The sequence below is a fragment of the Burkholderia perseverans genome, from assembly GCF_022870505.1.
Lineage (GTDB): Bacteria > Pseudomonadota > Gammaproteobacteria > Burkholderiales > Burkholderiaceae > Burkholderia > Burkholderia plantarii.
Genome location: NZ_CP045094.1, coordinates 2,317,707 through 2,343,315 on the forward strand (window position 1 = coordinate 2,317,707; position 25,609 = coordinate 2,343,315).

Annotated in this window: 13 protein-coding genes; 6 read left to right on the top strand and 7 right to left on the bottom strand. The window is 65.8% G+C overall.

The annotated features are described in order from the left end of the window. Positions 1 to 535 precede the first annotated feature (535 nt). From BpN12_RS24875 to BpN12_RS24885, 3 genes are all read right to left on the bottom strand, one after another. Positions 536 to 8,080: a discoidin domain-containing protein gene (locus tag BpN12_RS24875; RefSeq protein ID WP_246794916.1), complete on the bottom strand. Its 7,545-nt coding sequence runs from the start codon at positions 8,078 to 8,080 to the stop codon at positions 536 to 538. Between the two features lie 1,097 nt (positions 8,081 to 9,177). After that, a complete protein-coding gene (locus BpN12_RS24880; RefSeq protein WP_246794917.1) occupies positions 9,178 to 9,774 on the bottom strand; it encodes a DUF1129 domain-containing protein in 597 nt (198 codons plus the stop codon). A gap of 431 nt (positions 9,775 to 10,205) precedes the next feature. Next, positions 10,206 to 11,321, bottom strand: coding sequence for an acyltransferase family protein (locus tag BpN12_RS24885; RefSeq protein WP_246794918.1), 1,116 nt, complete (start codon positions 11,319 to 11,321; stop codon positions 10,206 to 10,208). Positions 11,322 to 11,578: 257 nt separating this feature from the next. Between BpN12_RS24885 and BpN12_RS24890 the strand changes: the two genes are divergently transcribed. The 5 genes from BpN12_RS24890 to BpN12_RS24910 all read left to right on the top strand — a co-directional run bounded on the left by BpN12_RS24890 (position 11,579) and on the right by BpN12_RS24910 (position 18,592). Beyond that, positions 11,579 to 12,583, top strand: coding sequence for a FecCD family ABC transporter permease (locus tag BpN12_RS24890; protein WP_246794919.1), 1,005 nt, complete (start codon positions 11,579 to 11,581; stop codon positions 12,581 to 12,583). Then, positions 12,580 to 13,380: an ABC transporter ATP-binding protein gene (locus tag BpN12_RS24895; RefSeq protein ID WP_246794920.1), complete on the top strand. Its 801-nt coding sequence runs from the start codon at positions 12,580 to 12,582 to the stop codon at positions 13,378 to 13,380. Before BpN12_RS24890 ends, BpN12_RS24895 begins: the two co-directional genes overlap by 4 nt. A gap of 11 nt (positions 13,381 to 13,391) precedes the next feature. Continuing rightward, entirely contained in the window at positions 13,392 to 15,611 is a 2,220-nt protein-coding gene (locus BpN12_RS24900; RefSeq protein WP_246794921.1) for a TonB-dependent receptor, read from the top strand. A 29-nt stretch (positions 15,612 to 15,640) separates the two neighbouring features. Continuing rightward, positions 15,641 to 16,630, top strand: coding sequence for an ABC transporter substrate-binding protein (locus tag BpN12_RS24905; RefSeq protein ID WP_246794922.1), 990 nt, complete (start codon positions 15,641 to 15,643; stop codon positions 16,628 to 16,630). A 429-nt stretch (positions 16,631 to 17,059) separates the two neighbouring features. Then, positions 17,060 to 18,592 carry a S8 family peptidase gene (locus BpN12_RS24910; RefSeq protein WP_246794923.1) on the top strand — a complete coding sequence of 511 codons (1,533 nt, stop codon included), beginning with the start codon at positions 17,060 to 17,062 and terminating at the stop codon, positions 18,590 to 18,592. 184 nt (positions 18,593 to 18,776) lie between these two features. On the opposite strand, the gene BpN12_RS24915 is transcribed toward BpN12_RS24910, so the two are convergent. From BpN12_RS24915 to BpN12_RS24930, 4 genes are all read right to left on the bottom strand, one after another. Then, positions 18,777 to 19,253 (bottom strand): hypothetical protein, encoded by a 477-nt coding sequence (locus BpN12_RS24915; protein ID WP_246794924.1) that lies wholly within the window; start codon positions 19,251 to 19,253, stop codon positions 18,777 to 18,779. Positions 19,254 to 19,776: 523 nt separating this feature from the next. Beyond that, positions 19,777 to 21,405 carry a glycogen synthase GlgA gene (glgA, locus tag BpN12_RS24920; RefSeq protein WP_246794925.1) on the bottom strand — a complete coding sequence of 543 codons (1,629 nt, stop codon included), beginning with the start codon at positions 21,403 to 21,405 and terminating at the stop codon, positions 19,777 to 19,779. Between the two features lie 414 nt (positions 21,406 to 21,819). Next, positions 21,820 to 22,956: a glutathione-independent formaldehyde dehydrogenase gene (locus BpN12_RS24925; protein ID WP_246794926.1), complete on the bottom strand. Its 1,137-nt coding sequence runs from the start codon at positions 22,954 to 22,956 to the stop codon at positions 21,820 to 21,822. A 346-nt stretch (positions 22,957 to 23,302) separates the two neighbouring features. After that, positions 23,303 to 24,406, bottom strand: a complete 1,104-nt coding sequence (locus BpN12_RS24930; RefSeq protein ID WP_246794927.1) for a flavodoxin family protein — start codon at positions 24,404 to 24,406, stop codon at positions 23,303 to 23,305. 285 nt (positions 24,407 to 24,691) lie between these two features. Here BpN12_RS24930 and BpN12_RS24935 point away from each other — a divergent pair, with 285 nt between their 5' ends. After that, complete coding sequence (locus tag BpN12_RS24935; protein WP_246794928.1) at positions 24,692 to 25,426, top strand: uracil-DNA glycosylase; 735 nt, start codon at positions 24,692 to 24,694, stop codon at positions 25,424 to 25,426. Positions 25,427 to 25,609: the final 183 nt, after the last annotated feature.

Below are 25,609 nucleotides of genomic sequence, written 5' to 3' on the forward strand. Positions count from 1 at the left end.
GATGACCTGTCGCGTTGGAGGGTGCCGTTGTCGTTCATTGATGCCGGATCGCTCGGATGAGTGGGTATGACATGCCCGCCGGACAGTTGGGTGGAATCGCGAAAGAGAATGTCTGCCGGATGCGCGGCGCGGCGACCATCGTGGATGGCATTGTCATAGGTCGAATCCGTGGCCAGGCCGGTTTCCGAAGCGTGTCCGCGCTCCCCAGCCGTTTCGTTTTTAAAACCCGCTCTCGTAAAAGTGTCGCTCCCGACACGGCCGGTGGGCCGGCATCGGGCATTGCCCGATCGCTACTCGTTCGGCGCCCTCGTCTCTCTGCCGCAGGAAGTTTCGCCGTGCCGCGCGTGGCCCCGTCATGCATCGACCGTCAACAGGATCTTGAATCGGTCGACCGCATGCCACACAGGAACATGGCCCGTGTGAAACTCGCACGGCAAGGATAACGGCAAATTGCTGGAATACTTGAAGCGTGTCCTCGCCAAGATAAAACCGCCCGCGAGACAGCTCGCGGGCGGGGTGTTCCGCTACCCGACCGTCATTGCATGCTGGCGGCCAGCATCGAGGATTGCGTCGTCTGCGGCACGAACGTCGTATCCGTCGCCCCGGCCGACGACGAGGAAAACGCCGCCATCGCCTGCACCAGGCTGCCCGCCGCTGGCTGCCACGACGTCACCGACACGTCCAGCGGCCCCTGCTGGTTCTGCTGGAACGCCTTCGCGCCCGAGATCGACTGGATCTGATTGGCATCGAGCCCGGCCATGTCCTGGTTCGAGACGAACACCGTGTAGTCGCCGTTCATGTCCAGCGCGCCGTCATCGCGGCCCCACACGTCGATGCCCGCGATCGTCTGCGCGCTGCCCAGATCGATCTCGACCCAGCCATCCACGCTCGCGCTCGCGAAGATGCCGCCCGACGCGCTCGTCGAGCCGTTCACCACGTTCGCCGCCGTCGTGCTGTCGCCCCAGCTCGTGCTCGACGTGACCGTCTTGCCCAGCGCGAGGTCCGAACCGTCCGTGCCCCACACCTGGATCTCCGAGGTCGCGAGGCCCGTGCTCGCGCCGTCGTTCTTGCGCACGTACACGTAGCGGCCCAGCGTGGTGGCGGCCGTGGCCGGCGTCTGCCACGACGTCGCCGCCGTATCCAGCGCCCCCTGCTGGTTCTGCTGGAACTGCTTGACGCCCGCCGTGGCCTGCGCCTGAGCGGCACTCAGCCCCGCCAGATCCTGGTTCGAGACATAGACCGTGTAATTGCCGTTCATGTCCAGCGAACCGTCGTCGCGGCCCCACACGTCGACGCCGTCGATCGTCTGCACGCTGCCCAGATCCACTTCGATCCAGCCGTCCACGCTCGCGCTCGCAAAGATGCCGCCCGACGCGCTCGTCGAGCCGTTCACCGCGTTCGCCGCCGTCGTGCTGTCGCCCCAGCTCGTGCTCGACGTAACCGTCTTGCCAAGCGCGAGATCCGAACCATCCGCGCCCCACACCTGGATCTCCGAAGTCACGAGGCCCGTGCTCGCGCCGTCGTTCTTGCGCACGTACACGTAGCGACCAGCCGTGGCGGCCAGCCCCGTCGGCGCTTGCCACGACGATACGGCCACGTCGGTCGGCCCCTGGTCGTTCTGCTGGAACCGCTGGACGTTCGGGACCGATGCCTGGATCTGGCTCGCATCGAGCCCGGCCAGATCCTGATTCGACACGTAGACGGTGTAATCGCCGTTCATCTCGAACGCGCCGTCGTCGCGCCCCCACACGTCGACGCCATCGATGGCCTGCACGCTGCCCAGATCGATCTCGATCCAGCCATCCACGCTCGCGCTCGCGAACAGGCCGCCCGACGCGCTCGTCACGCCGTTGATCGCGTTCGCCGCCGTGGTGTCGCTCGACCAACTGCTGCTGGAGGTAACGGTCTTGCCGAGCGCGAGGTCCACGCCACCGGCGCCCCACACCTGGATCTCCGCGGTCACGAGCCCCGTGCTCGCGCCGTCGTTCTTGCGCACGTACACATAGCGGCCGGTCGTCTGCACCTCCGTCGACGGCGATTGCCACGCGCCGACCTTCACGTCCATCGGCCCTTGCTGGTTCTCCTGATACGCCCGGACACCCGGCGTGGCCTGGATCTGCGCCGTGTTCAACCCCGCCAGATCCTGATTCGACACGTAGACGGTGTAGTTGCCGTTCATTTCCTCGGAGCCATCATCGCGGCCCCACACGTCGATGCCGGCAATCGTCTGCACGCTGCCCAGATCCACCTCGACCCAGCCGTCCGCGCTCGCGCTCGCGAAGATGCCGCCCGACGCGCTCGTCGAACCGTTCACCACGTTCGCCGCCGTCGTGCTGTCGCCCCAGCTCGTGCTCGACGTGACTGCCTTGCCGAGCGCAAGGTCCGAACCGTCCGCCCCCCACACCTGGATCTCCGAGGTCACGAGGCCCACGCTCGCGCCATCGTTCTTGCGCACGTACACGTAGCGGCCAGCAAGCGTCGGCGACGTCGATGCGGATGGCGTGGACAGCGGCGTCCAGTCGTGGCCCTCTGCCACCAGACCGTTGACGTCGGTCGTGCTGAGCGTGGTGCCGTCGGCCAGCGCGATCGTCGCCAGCTGACGGTAGCTCGCGCCGGCCTGGAACCAGCCCTGCACCGTCACCTGCTCCGTGGTGCCCAGCACTTCGATGACGAGGTCGTTGCCCGATTGCACGAACCGCAGGTTGGCCGCCGACAGCCCCGCGCCGAGCGTCAGTTGTCCGCTCGGTCCGGCGTTGCCGGCAACGCCGTTGACGATGACGTCCTGCCCGTAGCCGGCGTCGAACACATAGGTATCGTTGCCGCCGCCGCCGACCAGCACGTCGTTGCCGCCGTTGCCGTCGAGCACGTTGTTGTTAGCGTCGCCGAACATCGTGTCGTTGCCGCCCGAGCCGATCACGTTCTGGATGCGGCTCAGCGTATCGGTGCCGCCGTAGCCGTTCGATGCCGTGCCGGCCGTCAGGTCGACCGTCACGCCGCCCGGGCTGCCGGCGTAGGAGACCGTGTTGTTGCCGCCGCCGCCGTCGAGCGTGTTGTTGCCGGCGCCGCCGGACAGCACGTCGTTGCCGGCGCCGCCGGTGATGACGTTGTCCTGTTCGTCGCCGGTCAGCGTATCGCCGTAGTTGCTGCCGACGAGATTGCGGATGTGCGTCGAGCCGTCATACGAACGCGGCGTGACCGTGGCCAGATCGATCGACACGCCATGCGACTCGTTCGCGAAGCTTGCCGTGTCCACGCCGTTGAAGTTGTCGTAGAGCGACAGCGCACCGAGCGAGACGCCGGCCAGCGCGACCGTGTCCACGCCGCCGCCGTTCACGAAGAAGCTGGCGTCCGTGGTGCCGCCGCTGTCGGTCAGATAGACGGTGCGATTCTGCGCGGGGATCAACAGCAGGCGATCGCCTTGCGTGCCCGTCGCGAAGTTCTGCACCGTGGCCGACGACGTGTCGTTCCAGCCGCCGAACACGAACGTGTCGCGCCCGGCGCCGCCCGTGACCGTGTGATAGCCGCCGCCCGCCGCGATCAGCAGGTCGCCGCCGTCATCGGCACCGATGCTCGCCGAGGTACCGCCAACCTGCACGCGCCCATAGGAGCCGAAATCCTGCAAGGCGGACTGCAGCGTGTTGAGCATCAGGAAATCGGCCTCGCCCACCGCGCTCTGGGCATTGCTCACGGCCGATTGCAAGGCGTTGAACTCGGCCTGGTCGGTGGCGGTGTAGAAGCTGTAGGTGGTGGTGTAGGTGACCGTGACGGTACTCGGACCGGAGAGGCCGTAGCCGGTTCTTTGTTGCGTGCTGACCTGCGTGGCAGGCAGAATCCCGTTGAGCGCGGCCTGGCTCGACGCGAGCACGCCCTCCGCCGTCACCAGATTGCTCTGCACCGGCGCCCATTGCGCGAGCGCCGCGGCCAGATCGGCTTCGGCGGTCGTGGCATCGGCGCGCGCCTGTACGGCGAGCTGGGAGCCGAACGCGGCACCGGCCGAGTTGGCGGCGACCGCCGAGCCAAGCGCCGTCTGCCGTGCCGTGTCGGCGGTCGATATGGCCTGGGCCAGCGTTGCGCCGGTCGTGGCCAGATCGACCGCTTCGGTGACCGCATTGATCACGTTGACCATCACGTTCGGATCGCTGGCGAACACCAGACTCGAATCGGGATTGCTCGAACTGGACGGCGACACCGAAGTCGTGGCCTTGACGTAGAAGGTCGATGGCGTCAGCGCATAGATCTGCTGATAGGCCGTGACACCTTGCGGCGTGGTACTGAAATTCGTACCGGGTGCGTACTGCCCCCACGGCTGCGTGCTCAGCGCCACATACAGTTGCGACGAACCCGTGATGGTGTACTGGTACGCGTAGTTCTGCCCGGCTCCGTAGGGCGCGGGCAACGCCTTCGAACCGTAGGCGAGGTTGTCCGCGTAGACGTTCGCGCTCCAGGCGCTGCCGACCGGATTGTTGATCTGGGTTGCCGCCGAGCCGGCCAGGTTCGCGCCCTGCGCCGCGACTCCGCTCGTGTACAGATGTTCGGTTGCGAGCGCAACGTTGGTCGCGGTCGGGACCGTGGTCGGATTCGAGAGAGGTACGAAATAACCGCTCAGATCGATGCCGCCCGGCATCGCCTGGGCCGTGGCCGGATCGAAGCCCGGGTCGGTGGCGGCATAGAGCGACTGCAGCTTCACGATCGTCGCGACCGTCTGCGCGGAAACCTGCAGGCCGTCCGAGAGCGAGATCGAGGCCAGCTGCTGCCACGCGCTCGAGAACCAGCCCTTGACCGTCACCTGGTTGTCCGTGCCGAGCATCCGGATCAGCAGGTCGCTACCGGAACGGGTGAACCAGAGGTCGTTCGCGTCGATGCCGGCGCCAAACAGCAATTCGCTGCTCGGGATGCCGTTCGGAGCGAGGCCGTTCTCGATCGTCACGCTGCCGTAGCCTGCGTCGAACACATAGGTGTCGTTGCCGCCGCCGCCGATCAGCGTGTCGTTACCGCCCTTGCCGTCGAGGACGTTGTTGTTGGTGTCGCCGGTGATGGTGTCGTCGTAGCTCGTGCCGTCGACGTTCTGGATCGCGAACAGCGTCGTGCCGAGATTGTCGGTGCCGGACTGGAGGTTGACCGACACGCCGAACGGAACATCGCCGTATGACACCGTGTTCGTGCCGCCGGCGCCATTGACGACGTAGCCGTTGCCTTCCACCTTGAACGTATCGTTGCCCGCGCCGCCCGTCAGCGTCGTGGCCGCCGAATCGCCGCTCAACGTATCGCCCGCATTCGATGCGATCACGCCGGTGACATGAACCTGTCCGTCGTAGACGCGCGTGCCGGCCGTATTGCGCGTGCCGGCCTGCGCCATCCCGGCATACGACACCGTGCTCACGCCGGTGATGTTGTTGAACAGATCGAGCGAACTTGCATCTACGCCCACCAGATCGACCGATTGATTGTTGCCGTAACGGATGTAGGTGCCGGTGCCGCCGTCGCTCGACAGCGTGATGCTCGATCCGACGTCCAGGAACTGCAGCTGGTCGCCGTTCATCCCGGTCTTGAAACCCCAGACCGTGAGATTGCCCGAATCGGGATTGAGCAGGATCGTGTCCTGCCCCGCGCCATCGACGACGATCTCGTTGCCGCCGGCCGCGAGGAACGCATCCTGACCGGCCCCTAGCGTGGTCGTGGCGTTCGACTTGCCGACGAAGATCTGCTCGAAGTCCCCCGTCTGCGCGATCGCGCCCAGCGTGCGGTCCAGGCCGTCCTTCAATGCCGCGAAGCTGCTTTGCCCCGCGACGAAGCCGGCGAACGTGTCGGACGCGAATTGCGCGTCGCCAGAGGAGAAGTAGCTGTAGCCGTTCGCCAGGTTACCCGTCGCTTCGTAGTTCACCGGCACCAGGGCCGTGAGCTCGCTCGTCACGTTCGAGAGTTCCTGGGACATCACGTCGACCTGGGCCGACGCGTTCAGATAGTCCGCGATGGCCGTGCCCCATGCCGTGTTCGCGCTTTGGGCAGCCGCCTGCGCCGCACTGACGTCGCTGGCCGTGCCGGTGATGTCTGCGTGCTCGGCAGCCACCTGGGCCGACATGATCGAGCTGGCACCGCTCGCAACGGCGTTGGCGGTATTGATCGCCACCGGCGCCAGTGCCGTGATGCCGTTCAGGACGTTGACCGTGTCGGTCGGCGCCGTGCTGTGCGTGACGTAGCCGCCGCCCGACCACGGCACCGCGCCGGCGACCGGGCTCGACCCATAGGCCGAGATTTCGTCCGGAACGCCGGCGGTCGGGCCGATAGTCGAGCCGTTGCCCGCGCCCATGATCCGGTTCGTGTTGTACCAACGCTGAATGGCGGCGATCTGACTGGAGAAGCCGACGGAAACGCCCTGCAGTCCGCTTGCGATGGCGCTGGCCTGCCCCGCGCCCGTCGCCGCATAACCCTTGCTCACGAAGGCGGCCACCGACAGCGCGCCAGCGGCGGACATCGCAACCGAACCACCGCTTGTGCCGGCGCTGGTCGTAGCCAGGCCGACGTCGTCGATGGTGCGCGTGGTGCCATCGGCGAGCGTGTACGAAGCCGTGCTGGCCACCGAATTGGTGCCGACGTACTGGTCGACCTGGGTCGGCTGCAGGCTGATCGACGTGATGCCCAGATCGGATAGCGAATGAAGTTCGCCTGCATCGGTCACGCCATTCTGGTTGCTGTCGACCCACACCTGAACTTCGTCGAAATAGGTCTTGCCGGTGGTCGGATCGACGAGCGAGGTGGCTTCCGAGAAGCTTGTGGCGCCCGCCGCCGCAAGCTTCGCCAGTGCCTGAAAACCGGTCTGACTGCTAGCGGGCGTGGTGCCGTCGACCGAGAACTTCTGGCCGAACCATTCGCTCGCGTTGTCGATCGTGCCGTTGTGGTTCTGGTCGAAGACCAGGATGCCGTTGGTCGCGCCAACCCAGCCTACCTGTTGACGTGTGCCGGTATCGTTGATGTCGAACGTCGTATTGCTTTGCGATGCCTGGACGAGGTTGATGCCCTTGCCGTCCAGATCGAGCACGAGTGGATACGACAGCTGGGGAACAGATGGAGTCTGCGTCGGAACATTGAAGTTGAAGCCGGATTTGGACTTGGAGTCGGGGTCGGAGTCAGGACTCGAACCGGAGTCGCCGAAGCCCTCGACCTGGACCGAGATATTCCAGTTATGCGTGGAGATATTCCGCAATTCGGCGGAGATCGCGATACGGGACAGCACCGCTGCCAGGCCGGCATCGAACGTGTTCAGCGCCAGAACCGAGTCGAGCGAAAACGTGGAGCCAGGCGCGGGGCCAATGAAATCCGCAACGTACTTGTCGGAAACATAGCCGTTGGCGATACGCTCGCTGAGATAGCTCAGCGCGGAAACGTCGTCCGTCAGCGCACCATCCAGCCCCACCAGCACGGAGATATCGGAGGCCAGCCCGGATGCGTTATTGGTAGCGATCAGGCCAAGATCATTGCCGTAAGCCGCGGAGATCGCCGTCTCTCCCGATGCGGTCTGTTGTGCGGCGTTCGTGTTGATCGCGGCGATCGCGGACGAAATGACGTCGCCATTGCTATAGGTCACGCCGTTCTGTGTCCAGCTGGACAACGTCAGCGAACCAAAGGATTGTCCTGACCACGAAGCCGAGATGGAGCCGTCGGCATTCTGTTCGCTGAATGAAGCGCCATTGCTGTCGAGCGAGAACGTGCCGTTCGCTCCCGATTGGGCATCGGTGGAACTGATCGTGATGCCGCCCGCATTGACGTCGATCCCGGAGATCGAGCTGAAGCTCAAAACCGACTGACCGCCAATCAACAGCGAACCGGAGTTGCCTCCGGCGGCAATCGCAAACGCTTCAGAAAGACCGGCAACATCACTGCCACTCTGCAACTGAGCCTCGCCATTACCGGAGACAGTAATGCTAGAGCCGTCAGCAAAAGTGGCAGAATAACCTCCATCAGGATTATGAGCATATGAAATCGTGGGAACGAGATTCCCAGACGCATCGACATAGCTTGACGAGTCAATTTTACCAGATGTGTCAAAGTTGTATTGAGCAAGTGGCTGCCCGGAGGAACTCACGAAGTTAATCGATGCAGATCCATCAGAGTTGATAGACAAGCTATTAACTTGAGAGTTAACAACATTACCATTTTGATCAAAATTATCTATTGAATAACCACCAGCCCCACCCGTAGGAATAAGTCGCTCCCCAGAGAAATTATTTTTTATAAAAATAATTTCTCCCGCATCGCCAGTCAAAGTTAACGACCCATCATCATTTTTATATATTTTTATAGTACCATTTAAACCACTTAGCTGCTGACCCAAAACATTTTGAAGCTGAGACCGAAGAGCCGAGGCTGAATCCAATGGTCCGCCCGGAAATTCTCCTTCTGGCACTGGGTATACAGCTTCGGCCAATTGCTCCGCGGCCGCTGCACTTGAATTGCCATAGGCGGGATCAGTGGCACTATTGTCAATTACAACCAGTCCCAGTATGGAGCCTGGCGTTGCGCCGGCACTTGGTTGAGTTTTTAGAATTTGGTCGGCCAAACCAGATCCAGCATAAATCGAATTCACATTCAGTGGATTATTTGCAAATAATCCGCTGATGTCGATACTACCTCGTCTATAGTCAGTGAAAGGCTGGGCAAAAAAATTATATCCATTATTAAGAAACCAATGCAGTAAATTCAACGCCCCCCCGCCAACTACTGCAGCGCGCTCACCAACACCAGAGTATTCAGATATCAATCCAAAATTGAATGAAGCAACATCAGTAAACGCACTTACGAAATCGCCCGGATTCACGCCGTCGCTCTCCGGATAAGTTCGCTGTTGGTCCTGAGTACCATTGGGCATGAACATGCCCACCATCATACCAATTACCTGTTCAATGGGCGATGTTGTGTTTTGCGAAAAAACCGAACTCAATTGATTTGCAGCAGAAAGTGCCGCATCTATGCTATAGCCAGCCGGAGCAATCAAATATCCATTTGGATTTGCATTTTCTATTAAATTCCCATTCACATCGTATATTTTGGTATTTATTGCAACAAATGAATTTTGGTCATTGACATATGAACCGTTATATGACACAAATCGGGCCGCGACCATTTCACCGCGATTATTTTTTACGTAAAAAATCGAATTCATTATCAAATTCACCGCAAAAATTAAGAAGGATTGTAGAAATCAACAATGTAGTAATTACCATACAAATGCCTAGCATCATATGGACTAATACCGAACAATCCCCCTCGATCAGGTGCAACCCCTTTGGCCAATCCGTTGCCCAGCTTGAGAGTAGCAGCACTCCAATCCGAAGTTTGCCGCTTATTCAAATACAAAATTTGCCCACTTGAATCATAGATAATCGACCGTACAAATCCAGAACGCCACCAATATTCCTCAGTTTTGCAAATCGAAAATTTCCCACCGCTCGAAATCGACACACCGTCATCTTTACACACCTGAAATTCAGCCATTTCACTTCGCACTTCCAGGTAATCAAATATCCCATCGTTTCTATTCAGCGATATCAGAATCATCCACACCAACATAGAAACCATCGACATTACCCACCACCACCCTCTCTTGATTAACCCTCGGCGAAACACAAGACAATAAAAAAATACAATCGCGAATCCCAAAAAAAACAACACACAAAAAATAAATAAAACAGGATGATACTGAGAAAACCACCCAGAAATCAAAAACAAAAAAACAACAAACTTTACCCCTTTACCACTCTCATATTTTCGAATTGGCATTTATCCCCCGACACGCAACATCAATCCAAACCACACCCAGACACTTAACAAAACACCAAATTAAATAAAAATACACCCCAAACAAATCTGAGCAAACCCTTAAAATTCTCACAGAAACTTATTCATACATTTGGCAAAATCACCCCTTCTTAAAATTAGGCATTCCACTCATTCACCAAAATAACAAGACTTCCAAGCACATATCATTACAAACAATTACTTATCATGACATCAAAACCGCAAAAATTTAGTGAACATTTTTTGACAAACGTTCTCCATCACGATGAATTAGAATTAGTGAGCCTCATTTATTTTTTGTTAATCAAACTTCCCATGAGCCTCTGATCCACTGGGCGCTTCGGATACAAAATCCTTACACATCAAAAATTACAAAAACCCTTCGTATTTATAAATTCATAAAAATAAATAAGTTACATATTTTTTTCATCACCCCGCCGCAACCCCCGATTCACCGGCTCGGAAAACCACCGAAACACGCCCCCCGCCACCAGCGCCGCCACGGCAACATAAGCCACCAGCCACAGCGGCTTCGCATGCAAGCCAATGCTCTCGCGCGTCAGGTACTCACGCAGCACACCGAGCACGACGATATGAAACAGATACAACTCATAACTACGCCGCCCGAACCAGCGAATCACGCGCGGCACCCATGACGATGCCTCCTGCCGCCTCACCTCTTCCTGCCTGATCCTGAAGCAAACCAGCAGCACCGCAGTCCCCAACGCCATCACCGACACACCCCACACCACATGCCGCATGATCGGCCCGCACAGATAGGTCACCGCCATCGCCCCGATGGCCACGCCCTGCAACCCCAAACGCCACTCCCGCCGCATCCGCACCACCGGCATCAACGCAACGCAGCACCCCATCGCAATCGCATCAAAACACGCCCAATATCCATAAAGCGCAACGATCTCGTCATCGCGATGCCAATACCGATAAACCGGCGCAAACACGATCGGCACAAGCAACCCCCACGCGATATACCGCGGCCGGCGCAACCCCACAAAAACCAACGGAAACCCCAGATAAAACACTTCCTCCACCGACAGCGACCAGAGGATATTCATCGCGTAATTGAAATAGCCGACCCTGGCCATCAGCACGTTATGCCAGAACGTCAGCACCGACAGCACGGCCAGCGGCAAGCTCACGGTGCCGGGTTTATCGATAAACGACCGCATGCCGAATGAAGCGAGCGCGACCATGATCGCCAGCACCAGCAGGAGGCACGGCAAAATCCTTGCGGCGCGGAAACGGTAGAACGTCGCGAAGCGAATCCCTTCTGGCGAACCAAACCGGCGCAACGACGTGGACGTAATCAGGTATCCCGACACGGTAAAGAACATCGTCACACCGTAGTTACCGTTGCGAGCCACCGCGCGGATCGCATCGGCGAGCCACGGCAGATCGAACGGCAGCACGTCCAGCCGATAGGTCAGGTGGAAATGCAGGATCAGCACGAGCAGGATCGCCGTGCCTCGCAGCAGGTCCACGCCATGACTGCGCGCGTTCAACTCCATCGTGTCTCCATGTCGTGCGTTGTCTGGCGAATGCGCATTGTCGTCCACCTGCCGAACACGATGCGTGCGCAAGCGACGATCGCGGGCCTCCCGCTCAACGTCACACCATGCCGCACTGCATCAATTCGCTATATCCCATAGAATACGTTGCCTTTCCACCCCGATACGCGTTGCCTGTCAGCGTGTCGTGCTTGCCGATGCCAGCCACGCAGTCGTCCTCCTTGCCCTCCTCCGCCGTACCCGCTCGCCCTCGTCGCATGTTCGGTATCGCCTGCGCCAGCGTCGCGATCGCCGCGCTGATCGCGCTCTGCGCCGGCCGCTTCCCGCTCACGCCGATGCAGGTGGCGCGGGCGTTCATCGGCACCGCCGGCGCTCCGCACTCGGCGGCATCCCTCGCGCAATGGCATGCGATCGTCGTCGGCGAACGTCTGCCGCGCCTGCTCGCGGCCGCGCTGGCCGGCGCCGCGCTCGCCAGCGGCGGCGCCACCTATCAGGCGGTGTTCCGCAACGCGCTCGTCTCGCCGGGCTGGCTCGGCGTGCTGAGCGGCGCCGCGTTCGGCGCGGCGCTCGGCATCATCACGGGCGGCGCGGTGCCGAACCTCTGGTGGGTCCAGCTCTGCGCGTTCGCGGCCGGCTGCACGGCGATGGCGCTCGGCGTCGCGCTGGCCTGGCTGCTCGGCGGCGGCGGCACGCTGGCGCTGCTGCTGGGCGGCCTCGTCAGCAACGCACTGTTCTCGGCGCTGCTCGCGCTCGTCAAGTACGTGGCCGATCCGCTCGACCAGTTGCCGGCCATCGTCTACTGGCTGCTCGGCAGTCTCGCGCAGGTGGGCTGGCACGATCTCGCGCGGCTCGGGCCGCCGCTCGCGATCGGCACGGCGCTGCTGTGCGCGGCTGCGCCGCTGCTCGACGCGCTGTCGCAAAGCGACGACGAGGCGCTGAGCCTCGGCGTGCCGGTCCGGCGCATCCGCCTCGCGGTGATCACGGTGGCCACGCTCGCGACGGCGCTGACGGTCTCGCTCGGCGGCATGATCGGCTGGGTCGGGCTGCTGGTGCCGCATCTGGCGCGCGCGCTGGCGGGCGCCTCGAATCGCGCGGTGCTGCCGGTCAGCGCGCTGCTCGGCGCGACCGTGCTGATCCTGGCCGACACCATCGCACGCAGCGCCACGGCCTCCGAGATTCCGCTCGGCGTGATCACCGAAATCGCGGGCGCCGCGGCGTTCGGCTTCGTGCTGGTGCGCCAGCGCGGCCGGCTGGCCCGATGAGTCGCGCCCCCACCCCCATCGCGACGCTCGCCTGCGAGGACATCGTGTTCCAGCGCGGTGCCGCGCGCGTGCTCGACGGCGTGAGCCTGCAACTGCGCGGCGGCGAACTCATCGCGCTGCTCGGCGTGAACGGCGCGGGCAAGAGCACGCTGCTGCGTGTGCTGCTCGGCGTGGCGCGCCCCGCCGTGGGCCGCGTGCTGCTCGACGGCGTGCCGCTCACGCGCCTGAGCCGGCGCGAGATCGCGCGCCGCATCGCCTACGTGCCGCAGCACCACGTGCCGGCGCTGCCCTGCACGGTCGAGCAGATCGTCTCGCTCGGCCGCCTGCCGCACGCGGGGCTGATGCGGCGCCCGCGCGGCGAGGACCGCGATGCGATCGACGCGGCGCTCGAACGAATGCGCATCACCGCGCTCGCGCATCGCGACTACACCGCCCTGTCGGGCGGCGAGCGGCAGCGCGTGCTGCTGGCTCGCGCGCTCGCGCAGGGTGCGCCGATCCTGCTGATGGACGAACCGCTCACCGGCCTCGACTACGGCCATCAGTTGCGGCTGCAGGCGCTGCTCGCCGAACTCGCCAGCGACGGCCACGCGATCCTGCACACCACGCACCGCCCCGACGACGCCTGCCACGCGGCCACGCGCGTGGTGGTGCTCGACGGCGGCCGCATCGCCGCCGACGGCGCGCCGCGCGAGGTGCTTGACGCCACCGCGATCGGCGCGCTGTACGACACACGCGTCGAGCAAATCGACATCGACGGCTCGCGGTTCTTCCGCGCGCCACCGCTTCCCCCCTCATGACGCTCATGCGAATGCCCTCCCTTCCTCACCGCCAGCCACGCCACCTCGCCCTCGCCTCGTCCCTGCTGTTCGTGCTTTGCCATCATGCAGTCGCGCAAAGCGTGCCCACCAACGTTGGTGTCGTGAGCGACGGCGCCAAGACCGACGCCACGCCAGCCGCAGCCACCCTGCCTGGCAAGCCCTCCGCGCAGCAGGCCACCGCGATGCCCGCCATCAGCGTGACGGCGCGCGCGCCATCCAGCCAGTCGCTGCGCGTCGAGAACGCGAACCTCGGCCCGCTCGGCGACATGAAGCGCGTGGACACGCCCTACACGGTCAACGTCGTCCCGCAACACCTGATCCGCGAACAGCAGCTGAAGAGCATCGCCGACGCGCTGCGCTACCTGCCCTCGGTGCAGGGCGACGGCGCCCGTCCGCAGTCGCGCGGCATCCAGGGCAGCGTGGTGCAGAACAGCCGGATCGACGGGCTCAACGCGGTCTCGACCACCGACTATCCGCTCGAGCAGTTCGACCGCATCGAGGTGATGAACGGCCTGGCCGGCGCGCTGTACGGCCCCGCCAATCCGGCCGGCACCTTCAACTACGTGCAGAAGCGCCCGACCGACGCGCGCCTGTTCCGCGTCACGCTCGGCTACGCGAGCGGCACGCGCTTCCTGCGCGAGATCGATGCATCGGACCGCGTCGGGCCGTCGAAGGCGATCGGCTACCGCTTCACGCTGCTCGACGAAACCGGCAGCGGCTACACCGAACACAGCACGGTGCGCCGCCAGCTCGCGAGCGTGGCGCTCGATTTCCATCTCTCGCCGCAAACGGTGATCGAAACCAACTTCAGCCGCTATCACTACGTGACGAAGGGCTTCCCGCCCACCTTCGCGCTGGCGAGCGGCGTACATTTCCCGTCGGCGCTCGATCCGACCAACGCGGCCTATGGCGCGGTCAATGGTGGTAGCGATAACACGACCACCACCGGAACGCTGCGGCTCAAGCATGATTTCTCGCCGGACTGGCATCTGGACGCGGCGGTGCTGCGCCAGATCGCGGATCGCGAAAGCACCGGCCCCACCGACACGCTGATCGACAACGCCGGCAACTACCGCACCACGATCTCGACAGCCACGGCCAGCCGCTTCACGATCACGAGCAACCTCGTCTACCTGAACGGCCGCGTGCGCACCGGCCCGGTCGAGCATCACATCGGCATCGGCACCAGCGGCTTTGTCTGGGACAACTTCAATCCCGTCGCCGGCGGCACCACCACGCTCGGCAGCGGCAACCTCGCGAACCCGCAGTCGTACTGGGTCACGGGCGCGCCCGATTTCGAGCATCGTTACCAGTCCGCGCAGAGCACGCAGCAAGCACTGCTGCTCAGCGACGACATGCGGTTCTCGCCGCGCTGGTCGCTGCTGCTGGCCGGCAGCCAGAGCTGGCTGTCGACGCACAACGACAACGCGAAGGGCACGCAGACCAGCGAGTCCGCCAACCAGGGGCTGTCCGGCAGCGCGAGCCTGGTGTTCAAGCCGGCCGCGAACCAGAGCGTCTACCTCACCTACGCGGACAGCCTGCAGCAGGGCGACACGGCGCCCACCGGCTCGGCCAACGCCGGCAATATCCTCGACCCGTATCGCAGCAAGCAGTGGGAAGTCGGCTACAAGGTGGCGTTCTCGCACTGGAACACCTCGCTGGCGGCATTCCGCATCACGCGGCCCTATGCCTACACGATGGCCGACGGCGTCTATCGCACCGGCGGCAAGCAGCGCAACCTCGGCGTGGAATGGATGCTGGACGGCCACCTGACGCGCGATCTCTCGCTGTTCGGCGGCATCGCGTGGCTCGACCCGCGGCTGTTCGATACCGGCGACGCCACCACCGACGGCAAGCAGATCGTCGGGCTGCCGAAATACACGATCAACCTGCTCGCCGAATACGAAGTGCGGCCGGTGCCGGGCCTCGCCACCGACGTGAACCTGCACTACGTCGGCGCGCGCGCCACCGACAACACCAACGCCGGCTCGGTGGGCGCCTACGCCACCGTCGATCTCGGCGTGCGCTACCTGACCGGCGTGTTCGGGCGCGCCGTCACGCTGCGCCTCGACGTCGACAACCTCACCAACCGCCACTACTGGACCAACATCGTGCCGGGCGGCCTGAACGGCTATACGGGCAGCGGTAACGCGACGGCCCAGCTCGGCGCACCGCGCACCGTGATGGCGTCGGTGGAGTTCGAACTGTGAGGCGCACCGAACGAAACCGCCGGCCCGCGTTGATCCATGCCGCGCTGGGGCTGGTCATCGCCGGGGCGACGGCACTCGCGTCGATCTCGGCCAGCGCGCAGCCAAAGCAACGCATCGCCGATCTCTGGTACGCGCACAACGCCGTGGTGGTGATGCTCGGCTCGGCCGACCATGTGGTGGCGAGCGTGGCGCGTCCACGCGCATTCCCGTGGATGATGCGCGTCGCGCCGGCGCTCGCGCGAGCCGAGCCGGTCGCCAACGGCGCGCCCAACGCCGAAGACTTGCTGCGCGCGAATGCCGACGTCGTGTTCGTCTCGCGCGGCGCGCCGAGCATCGCGGCCATGCGCCGGCTCGGGCTCGACGTCGTGCCGGTCGGCTTCAGCGATTTCGATTCGATGCTGAGCTGCCTCGACGACACGGCCGCCGCGCTCGATACACCGCTCGCCGCGCAGCGCGCGCACGACTATCGCGCCTATCTCGACACCACGCTCGCGGCCACGCGGCAGGCGCTCACCGCGTGGCCCGACCGGCGCGTGCCGCGCGTGCTGCACGTGGCATCGCTCACACCGCTGAAGGTCGACGGCAGCGACACGATCGTCGATCAATGGCTGCGGGCCGCCGGCGCACGCAATGCCGCCGACGGCCTGATCGGCAACCTGCGGCCCGTCTCGATCGAACAGGTGCTGGCATGGCGGCCTGACGTGGTGATCCTCGGCGCGAACGCCGGCTCGATCGACGCCTCACCGCAACGCGCGCTGTGGCAGACGCTCGGCGCGGTGCGCGACGGCCACGTCCTGCGCAATCCGGCCGGCGTGTTTCCGTGGGACCGCTACGGGCCGGAGGTCGCGCTGCAAGTGCGATGGGCCGCCGGCGCGCTGCATCCCGGGTTGTTCCCGGCCGGGCAGCTCGCTGACGAGACGCGCGATTTCTACCGGCGCTTCTACGGCTATGCCCTGTCCGCCGACGAGACGCAACGCATCCTGAACGGCCTGCCGCCGGACGCGCCCTCGGCGCAATGAAGCATCCGCCGCCGTGCGGCACCGCGCGTGCCGCGCGGCGCTCGCACCGCCGAGCTAACTTTTTTATATTTTCATTAAAAAAGTTTGACACCCAGCCTACGGCAAGATAATTTTGCGAAAGCTGGTAGAAAGACAACGATGCAACGAGGGGGATGCCGCACACGGCACCATGTCGATGCGTATCCAGTTCCATCAGCAATCCTGATCATTATTCCGATGCCGTGCCGCTTTTCGGCACGGCGGCAGTACCCAGACAAACGAGCCTGAGCGCATTTCACCGGCGGCATGTCCACGCATGCGGCCGGCTTCATGACGCGCATTCGCGCGCCGGCTTCATCGCCTCACCGCCTCTCCGGTAAAGCAGCAACGCAGTCCAGTAGCGGTCCGATTCCCAACACGCATTCCATTCGATCCTCTTTGGGGTATGGCATGAAAAATTCTGTTCGCACTGCTTCATATCGGGTTGTCGCTTCCCTCGTCCTGACTGCCTGCGCGTCGCTTGCTCAGGCGCAGTCCCAGGCGCCCTCGATGCCGGCCGCCGGCGCCGCGTCCGAGAGCGTCAATCAATTGATCGTCAAGCTGAAGCCGGCCGCCGTCGCGGCGCGCGGCGCGGCGTCGATCGCGGCGGCGGCGGCGCCCGACATCCATGGCGTGATCGACCGCGTGCTCGCCGCGCGCCGCGCTCGCGCCACGACGCGCACGTTCGGCGCCGCGGCGGCCTCGGCGCCCGGCAATGCGGGCGACCCCGCCGCCGGCATCGGTGTGAAGCGCGAGATGGCGGACGGCGCGACCGTGCTGCGTTTGCAGCGCAGCCTGCCGGCCGCCGACGCCGCCGCGCTGGCGAACGACTTCGCGGCCGACGCGGCGGTCGAGTACGCCGAGCCCGACGCACGCATGCATGCGCTGCTGGTGCCGAACGACACCCGCTACGGCGAACAATGGGGCTATGCGGGCGGCATCGGCGGTGCCAACCTGCCGAAGGCGTGGGATCTCACGACCGGCTCCGCGAACGTGGTGGTGGCCGTGGTCGACACCGGCTATCGCCCCCACGCCGACCTCGCCGCGAACGTCCTGCCCGGCTACGACTTCATCTCGGATCCGGACGGCGCGAACGACGGCAACGGTCGCGACAGCGACGCCTCGGACCCTGGCGACTGGGTCTCGCAGCGCGAGGTCGACGATCCGGACGGCCCGTTCTACCGCTGCCAGGTCGATCAGTTCGGCCGCACCTTCGCGAGCGACAGCTCGTGGCACGGCACCCACGTGGCCGGCACGATCGGCGCCGTCTCGAACAACGGCCGCGGCGTGGCCGGCATCGCGTGGCAGGGGAAGATCCTGCCCGTGCGCGTGCTCGGCAAATGCGGCGGCACGCTCAGCGACATCGCGGACGGCATGCGCTGGGCCGCCGGGCTCTCGGTGCCGGGCGCGCCCGCCAACCGCACGCCGGCGCGCGTGCTGAACTTCAGCCTAGGCGGCGGCGGTAGTTGCAGCCGCACCTATCAGAACGCGATCAATGCGGTGGTCGGCGCCGGCGCGACGGTGGTGGTCGCGGCCGGCAACGAGGCCGCGCCGGTGTCCACCTCGCAGCCGGCCAACTGCCAGAACGTGATCGCCGTGGCGGCCACCGACGTGAACGGGCGACGCGCGAGCTTCAGCAACTACGGCACGGCCGTGAAGATCGCGGCGCCGGGCGTGAACATCCTCTCGACGCTCAACAGCGGCGCCACCTCGCCCGCCGCCGACAGCTACGCGTCCTACAACGGCACCAGCATGGCCACGCCGCACGTGGCCGGCACCGTCGCGCTGATGCTGGCGGCGAACGGCTCGCTCACGCCCGCGCAGGTGCTGCAGAAACTGCAGGCGTCGGCGCGGCCGTTCCCGAGTGGCTCCGGCTGCTCGACCAGCACCTGCGGCGCGGGCCTGCTCGATGCGGGCGCGGCCGTCAGCTCAGCGCGGCAATAACGGACGACACGCGTCATCAGGCCGTGCCGGAGACAAACCGTCGTCCGGCACGGCGAATCCGACGCCCGGTGGCGACGCCGGCTTGGGGAGAAAAGCCCCGCCGGTCGCTCGTTCATGGCTTCCGACCTGTCGATCGGCCGTCCATCGCTAACAGCCTCGAAGCTCACGGGTGCGGCGCAGTCCCTCACTTCGCCGCGCCCACCAGCGCGAACGCGTCGTACTTCGGATCGATCGGCGTATGCGGCATATGCGTGAGCGCTTCCTCGACGAGCGGCTCGCAGGCGCTGTAGTCCGAACCGATGCTGTCGCTATGCGCCTGCGGAAAATTCACCGCGAGTACCTTGCCGCCCCAGCGATCCACGGTGGCCGTCATGCTGCATTTGCCGGCCCCGCCCACCTTCAGGTCGAGCACGATCACGTTCAGGTCGAGCGCCGCATCGGCGTTGGAAAAATTCCACTGCGCGGTCATGCGATCGGCGGAGCCGCCGGTATCGACGAGCTTCATCGTCTTGTCGGGAATCCCCACCGACTGCACCAGATCGAGCACGTTCGAGCCGACCAGCTTGCCGTCCTGCACCTCGCGCGCCTCATGAGTCCGATACGCGGCGCAGCCTGTCAGCAGGGTGAAAAGAAAGACGGAGACGACTGTCAGGATTCGCAAGGGAAATACCTCCGGTAAGACGCATCGAGGGCGATGCGAGATCGTGGGCGCAATGGCGGATGGAGACTGCCGGAGCCGGCCATGGATCGTGGCCGGCATCGTCGGGCGACGGGACCGGATGCGTCGCGGCAACGGTTCGCATCGGGTCCGGAAGACAGGCCTGGGTCATCGGGCCTGGTGCCCCGGCATCGAAGCACCGCCCCCTTTTCCCGAAGCCGCGGGCTTCGTATCGCTCGACCGTTAACAGGAGTTCGAGAGGCGAGGAAAGTTCATCGAAACACGGTGAATCATCGGCCTCGATGGCCGATGCACGCCGGTTTCATGACAACGATGGAAAGGTGACGGAAAGCTCGGCACGCACGCGACGAGGCGGGAGATCGGCGGCAAGCCGGCGCCGCCGGTGCATGTCGCGGCAGCGCGAGCAGCCGCGCTCGCCCGACAGGCATCGGTCCGCACCGATCCGTTATTTCGCAGTGCGAAGCGGCTCCCCGTCTCCCGATCGTCCACTCATGTCGGCGTATCGTCAGGCGCTGCTGCGCGCCTCGGCCGGCACGCGAGCGCGTCGCGTGGCCACCGCGTTCATGCGCGGGGCGGCACGCTCGCGCACGACCGTCTCGAGATGCGTCGCCGACGCCTGCACGGCGGCCGCGCGCGGCACCGGCACGCCGGCCAGCTGGCAATACAGCTCGATATAACGCGCGGCCGGCCCTTCCCAGCTCGAGTCGCGATTCATCGCGTTGCGTTGCAGTACGCGCCACGATTTCGGCTGCGCGAACAGATCGAACGCACGCCCCAGCGCCTGCACCACGTCGTTCACGTGCTCGCCGTCGAACAGGAAGCCGGTGGCCTCGCCGATCTGCGGCGCGTCGGCATCGTCCACGCGCGGCGCGGCGGGGCAGTCGGTGATCGTGTCGGCCAGACCGCCCACGCGCGAGGCCACCGGCACGGTGCCGTAGCGCATCGCGTAAAGCTGGGTCAGCCCGCACGGCTCGAAGCGGCTCGCGTGCAGCAGGATGTCGGCGCCCGCGTGCAGCCGGTGCGCGCGCGTCTCGTCATAACCGATGTGGACGCCGAGCCGCCCCGGCCACTGCGCAGCCAGCCGGCGCAGCTCGGCCTCGATCGCCCCATCGCCCTGTCCCAGCACCGCGAACTGCGCGCGCGGCCAGCGCGCGAGCGCGGCCGGAATCGCCTCGCACACCACGTCGGCCAGCTTCTGCCCGGTGAGCCGGCTGCCGATCGCGACCAGCGGCGCGAACGGATCGACCTGCAGCCCGTAGCTCTGCTGCAGTTCGCGCTTGCAGGCGTGCTTGCCGACCAGATCGTCCACCCCATAGCCCTGCGCGAGCGCGGCGTCGTCGCGCGGATTCCAGAGCGCGTCGTCAATGCCGTTGACGATGCCCGACAGCTTGCCGGCATGCGCGGCCAGCACGCCTTCCATGCGGTTGCCGAAGCGCGGCGTGAGGATCTCCTGCGCGTAGCGCTCGCTCACGGCGGTCAGGCGGTCCGCGTAGACGATCGCCGCCTTCATGCAGCTCAGCGCGCCGTAGAACTCGATGCTGTGCGGCTCGTGCGGCGCCGGCGCGAGCAGCTCGGACGGAATCCCCGCGTAGGGCGCGAGGCCCGTCGGATAGTTGCCCTGAAACGCGAGATTGTGGATCGTGAAGACGCTGCGCGCGGGCGAGCCGGCCAGCTTCATCAGCAGCGGCGTGAGGCCGGTGTGCCAGTCGTGCGCATGGACGATGCGCGGGCGCTTGACGCCGCGCACGCCCGAGGCGATCCGCGCGGCGGCGGCCGACAGCGAGGCGAAGCGCACGAAATTGTCGACGTAGTCGCGCCCGCATTCGTCCTGATAGAGCCCGCTGCCGCGCCGTCCGTACAGATGCTTCATTTCGAGCAGCAGGACCGGCACGTCGGAGTCGGGCATCGCGGCGCGCCACAATCGCGCGTCGCCGCCGGGCAGATCGCGGATGGTGCCGAGCGGCGTCGGCGCGATCGCGCGGTCGAAGGCGGATTCGTAACCGGGCAACAGGATCGATGCATCGATGCCGCGCTGACGCAGCGCGCTCGCCGAAGCGCTGACCATGTCGCCGAGGCCGCCGCTCTTGGCAAGCGGCGCAGCTTCGGCGGCGACCATCAGGACGTTAAGCGACAAGGTAACTCCCCACTGGGTTCGGTTGAATGAAATGCGACGCGGGCGCAGCATATGCCGGCCCGCAATCGGGGAGCGGTCGCTCGACAGGGGCCGTTCCCGAAACTGGACAGTGGGTATTTAGCAATCTCCAAGCCAGCTTTGCGCTTACTCGGAAAAAATCTGCTGCAAAGCACCACAGGCCGCGCCGCGCATGGGGGGGCCGAAACGCCGGCGTCGGGCAGCGCCGGGTCATGGCGCCGCGTCCCGTCGGGCCCCGTATGTAGTTTTGACATCACGCCGATCGACGCTTGTAGTTTTCGCCGGAGCCCGTGCCGGCGGGCCTCTGCCAGCCACCGATGGCACTGTCGGCGCTGGCGTCGTCGGCATGCCGGCATCCGCGGGCACGGGCGGGCGCGGGCACCCCGCCGCCGTCGATCAGGCGGCCGGCTTCAGCACCACCTTGGTCCAGCCGTCGTTGCGCGCGTCGAAATTCTCGTAGCCCTCGGGCGCGCGTTCGAGCGGCAGCTCGTGCGAGATGATCCGCGACGGATGCGCGCGTCCGGCCGCGATCAGGTCGCGCAGCTTGCGGTTGTAAGCCTTCACGTTGGCCTGGCCGGTGGCGATGCGCTGCCCCTTCATCCAGAACGGGCCGAAGTCGAATGCGAGCTTGCCCTGTTTCGCGAGAGCGTCGGGCGAGCCGGGATCCTCGGCCACGAACACGCCCACCACGCCGATCCCGCCGGTCGGGCGCACCGTCTTCACCAGTGAATTGAGCGTGGCGTGCGGCACCTCGCGCCCGTGGCAGCTGCACTGGTAGCCGACGCATTCGCAGCCGCGGTCCGCGCCCTCGCCGCCCGTCAGCTCCAGCACGCGCTCCACGGCCGAGCCGTCGCTGTCGTCGATCGGCTCGGCGCCGAGCTTGCGCGCCAGTTCCAGCCGGTCGGCGTGGGTGTCGACCACCATCACGCGGCTCGCGCCGCGGATCTGCGCCGACATCGCCGCCATCAGGCCCACCGGCCCGGCACCGTAGATCACCACGCTGTCGCCGGGCTCCACGCCCGCCAGCACGGTGGCGTGGTAGCCGGTCGGGAAGATGTCGGACAGCATCACGTAGTCGTTTTCCTTCTCCTCGGCGTCGGGCGGCAGCAGCAGGCAGTTGAAGTCGCCGAACGGCACGCGCAGCAGTTCGGCCTGCCCGCCGCTGTAGGGCCCCATGCCGGCGAAGCCGTAGGCGGCGCCCGCCATGCCGGGATTCGCGGTCAGGCAGAAGCCGGTCAGGCCGCGCTCGCAGTTCTTGCAGAAGCCACAGCCGATGTTGAACGGCAGGCAGACGCGATCGCCCACCTTGACGCGCTCCACGCCGCCGCCGACCTCCACCACCACGCCGAGGTTCTCGTGGCCCAGGATGCGGCCGGTCTCCATGTCGGTGCGGCCTTCGTACATGTGCAGGTCCGACCCGCAGATATTGGTGGTGGTGATTTTCACCAGCACGTCGGTGGGTTTCTCGATCCGCGCATCCGGCATGTTCTTGATGGCGACCTTTCGCGGCCCTTCATAAACCAGCGCTTTCATCGGCGACTCCTTTGCAGGGTTGGGGAACGGGACGGCTGCGCGCGGCAGCCTCCCGTCGCTTCAGCATCGGATGTGCCGCGCGGGCGCGGCGCCGGCCGGTGGCGCGTCCGCGCCGCCGGGCCGGCCGGCGGCGGGCTCGGGGCGGCGCGGCAGCCCGTGCGCGAGCCGGCGACGCGGGCGGGGAAAAACTGCAAACCACGTAACGAGGCGCCGCCGGGCCGGGCCCGAATCGATGCGGCCCGATTTCGGCACGAGGACGGACGCGGCGCGAGCCCGCCCGTGGCCCGCGGCCGGCCCCGGCTGGAAGGCACCCGGCAAGGGCGGCGGACCCGCTACCCGCCCCGCCTCACTTCGCGCGCGGCGTGGCGAGCCCCGCGTCGGGCGCCGTCGCGCCCTCGCGCAGCTGCTGAATCCGGTTCGCCACCGCCTCGGCCACATTCCCGGCCTCGCGCTGGATACCCTCGTCGGCGTCGAGCACGGCATGGCTCGTCGCGTAGGGCGCGTAATAGCCGATGAAGCGATCGAGTCGCGCTTTCGCACCCGCCTCGACCAGCCCCATCCAGTCGAGCCAGTCCGACAGCGCGCGGCGCGAGCCCTCGATGCCGGCCACGTCGCCATGCACGACGAGCCCGTAGGCGCGCCCGGCCAGATGCTTCGGATAGTCCCAGCCGTCGAGTTCGAGCCGCTTGGCGGCTTCGGGATCCTTGCCGTGCGTGGTGGTGGGGTCGGGGTTGCCGCCGTCGGCGCACACCAGCCGGTCCATCAGCAGCTTCAGCGCGCTCGACGCCTGGTACCAGTAGACGGGCGTCACGAACACCACGCCGTGGCTCGCCGCGAAGCGTTCGTAGATCTCGTTCATCCAGTCGTTGACCTGGCCGAGCGCGTGGTTCGGATAACAGCTGCAGGGCCAGTGGCAGAGCGGCATCGCCGTCGACACGCAGCCCTTGCACGGGTGGATCCGCAAGTCGGGATCGGAGTTCAGGCGCGACAGGTCGAGGAAATCGACCTCGCAGCCGCGGCGCTCGAGCGTGCCCTGCACGATCCGGCCGAGCCGGAAGCTCTTCGACATCTCGCCCGGGCAGGTGTAGTCGTTGCGCGACGAGGCGTTCACCACCAGCACGCGCGCGGGCGCGGCGCGATCGCGCTGGCGCGCCTGGGCGGCGTCGATGCGCTCGCGCGCGGCGCGCCACTCGTCAGACAGCGCGTAGCCGGGGTCGGCATAGCCCTCGCCGGCCGGATGCGTCACCGGGGATTTGCGTCCACCCTGGTAGGCGTCCCAGGCGATCGCCTCGAGCCGCGCGAGCGCGGCGTCCTCGGCGCGGAACGCCGGATCGTGAAAACGCGCGGCGAAACGTTGGTGGAATTGTTCGCGGCTCAGCATGCCGGTGATCTGGCCGCGGCGGACCTGCGCCTGCGGCGGCAGGGGCTGCGGCTTCGCATTCGGGTTCATCGGGGACCTCGCGAGGAAACGGGTTCGGTTGGGTTCGGTTCACCCGCGCGGCAAGCCCCATTCCCGCGCCGTCGCGCAGTTGCCTCGAAGCCGTCACACGCGTGGCACGCGGATTGCTGCATGCTGGCGCCTGTCCCGGGAGACGACCTCACATGACGCCTCGACCCTTTTCACCGCGCGCGCCGCACGCCCCGCGCCACGTCGTCCCGCCGGGCCTTGCCCGCGCCGCCGGCCGGCTGCCCGCCGCGCCGCGCCCGCCCCTTTCCCGCAGTACGGAGGCCGCCGATGTCTGATCCGATCTTCCCCGCCGCCGATCCCGATCTGCCGGCCACGCTCGACGCCTGCCGGCGCTGCGGGCTCTGGGCACCCGCCACCCGGCCGGTGGCGGGCGCCGGCCCGCGCCGTGCCGCGATCATGCTGGTGGGCGAGCAGCCGGGCAAGCACGAGGACCGCACCGGCCGGCCGTTCGGCGGCACCGCCGGACGCCTGCTCGACCGCGCGCTGACGGAGGCGTCGCTGGCGCGCAGCGAAATCCACGCGACCTACGCGCTCAAGCACATCAAGCGTGCCGCGCCGGGCAATCAGGGCAATCAGGGCAATCCGGGCGGTCACCCCGGCGCGGCGACGCCGACGCGGCACGAGATCGACGCCTGCCGCTACTGGCTCGAACGCGAGATTCGCAGCGTTGCGCCGCGCGTGATCGTGGCGTTCGGCGCCGTCGCGCTGCGCGCCGTGCTCGACGATCCGGACGCGGTGGTGCATCGCATGCCGCTGCCGTACCGGCTGCCCGGCGGCGAACGCGTGATCGCGACGCTGGCGCCGGCCCAGGTGCTGCGCACGCGCGGCGCCGATTCGCGCGAACGCGCGTGGCAGCAGATCGTCGAGGCGCTGCGCGCGGCGCGCCGGCTCGCGCAGGCGGCCGACGAAGCGGCACCGCCGGGCGGCGGCGAGCCTCGCGCGCACGCGCCGTCGGCGGTGTGGATCGAGCCAGCCGGCGGCGGCTCGGTCTGGCACGCCTGAGGGCGCCGGGCGGGAGCGGGATGCTGTAGGTGCTGCCGGCGGTTTGGCGCGTTGGCGCGTTGGCGCATCCGATGCATTCAGCGCTGCCGATGCGATTCGACGCCATCAAAGCCGCTGCCTTCGGCATGCGGCCCTGTTCATCGCCGTCGCGCCGGCCCCGGGTGCCGGCCACTCGCCGCGCCG

Excerpts from the sequence above, each read along its gene's own strand:
- BpN12_RS24925 (WP_246794926.1), bottom strand. The coding sequence starts at position 22,956 with ATGAAAGCGCTGGTTTATGAAGGGCCGCGAAAGGTCGCCATCAAGAAC.
- BpN12_RS24910 (WP_246794923.1), top strand. The coding sequence starts at position 17,060 with ATGAAAAATTCTGTTCGCACTGCTTCATATCGGGTTGTCGCTTCCCTC.
- BpN12_RS24880 (WP_246794917.1), bottom strand. The coding sequence starts at position 9,774 with ATGCCAATTCGAAAATATGAGAGTGGTAAAGGGGTAAAGTTTGTTGTT.
- BpN12_RS24895 (WP_246794920.1), top strand. The coding sequence starts at position 12,580 with ATGAGTCGCGCCCCCACCCCCATCGCGACGCTCGCCTGCGAGGACATC.
- BpN12_RS24890 (WP_246794919.1), top strand. The coding sequence starts at position 11,579 with ATGTTCGGTATCGCCTGCGCCAGCGTCGCGATCGCCGCGCTGATCGCG.
- BpN12_RS24885 (WP_246794918.1), bottom strand. The coding sequence starts at position 11,321 with ATGGAGTTGAACGCGCGCAGTCATGGCGTGGACCTGCTGCGAGGCACG.
- BpN12_RS24935 (WP_246794928.1), top strand. The coding sequence starts at position 24,692 with ATGTCTGATCCGATCTTCCCCGCCGCCGATCCCGATCTGCCGGCCACG.
- BpN12_RS24900 (WP_246794921.1), top strand. The coding sequence starts at position 13,392 with ATGCCCTCCCTTCCTCACCGCCAGCCACGCCACCTCGCCCTCGCCTCG.
- BpN12_RS24930 (WP_246794927.1), bottom strand. The coding sequence starts at position 24,406 with ATGAACCCGAATGCGAAGCCGCAGCCCCTGCCGCCGCAGGCGCAGGTC.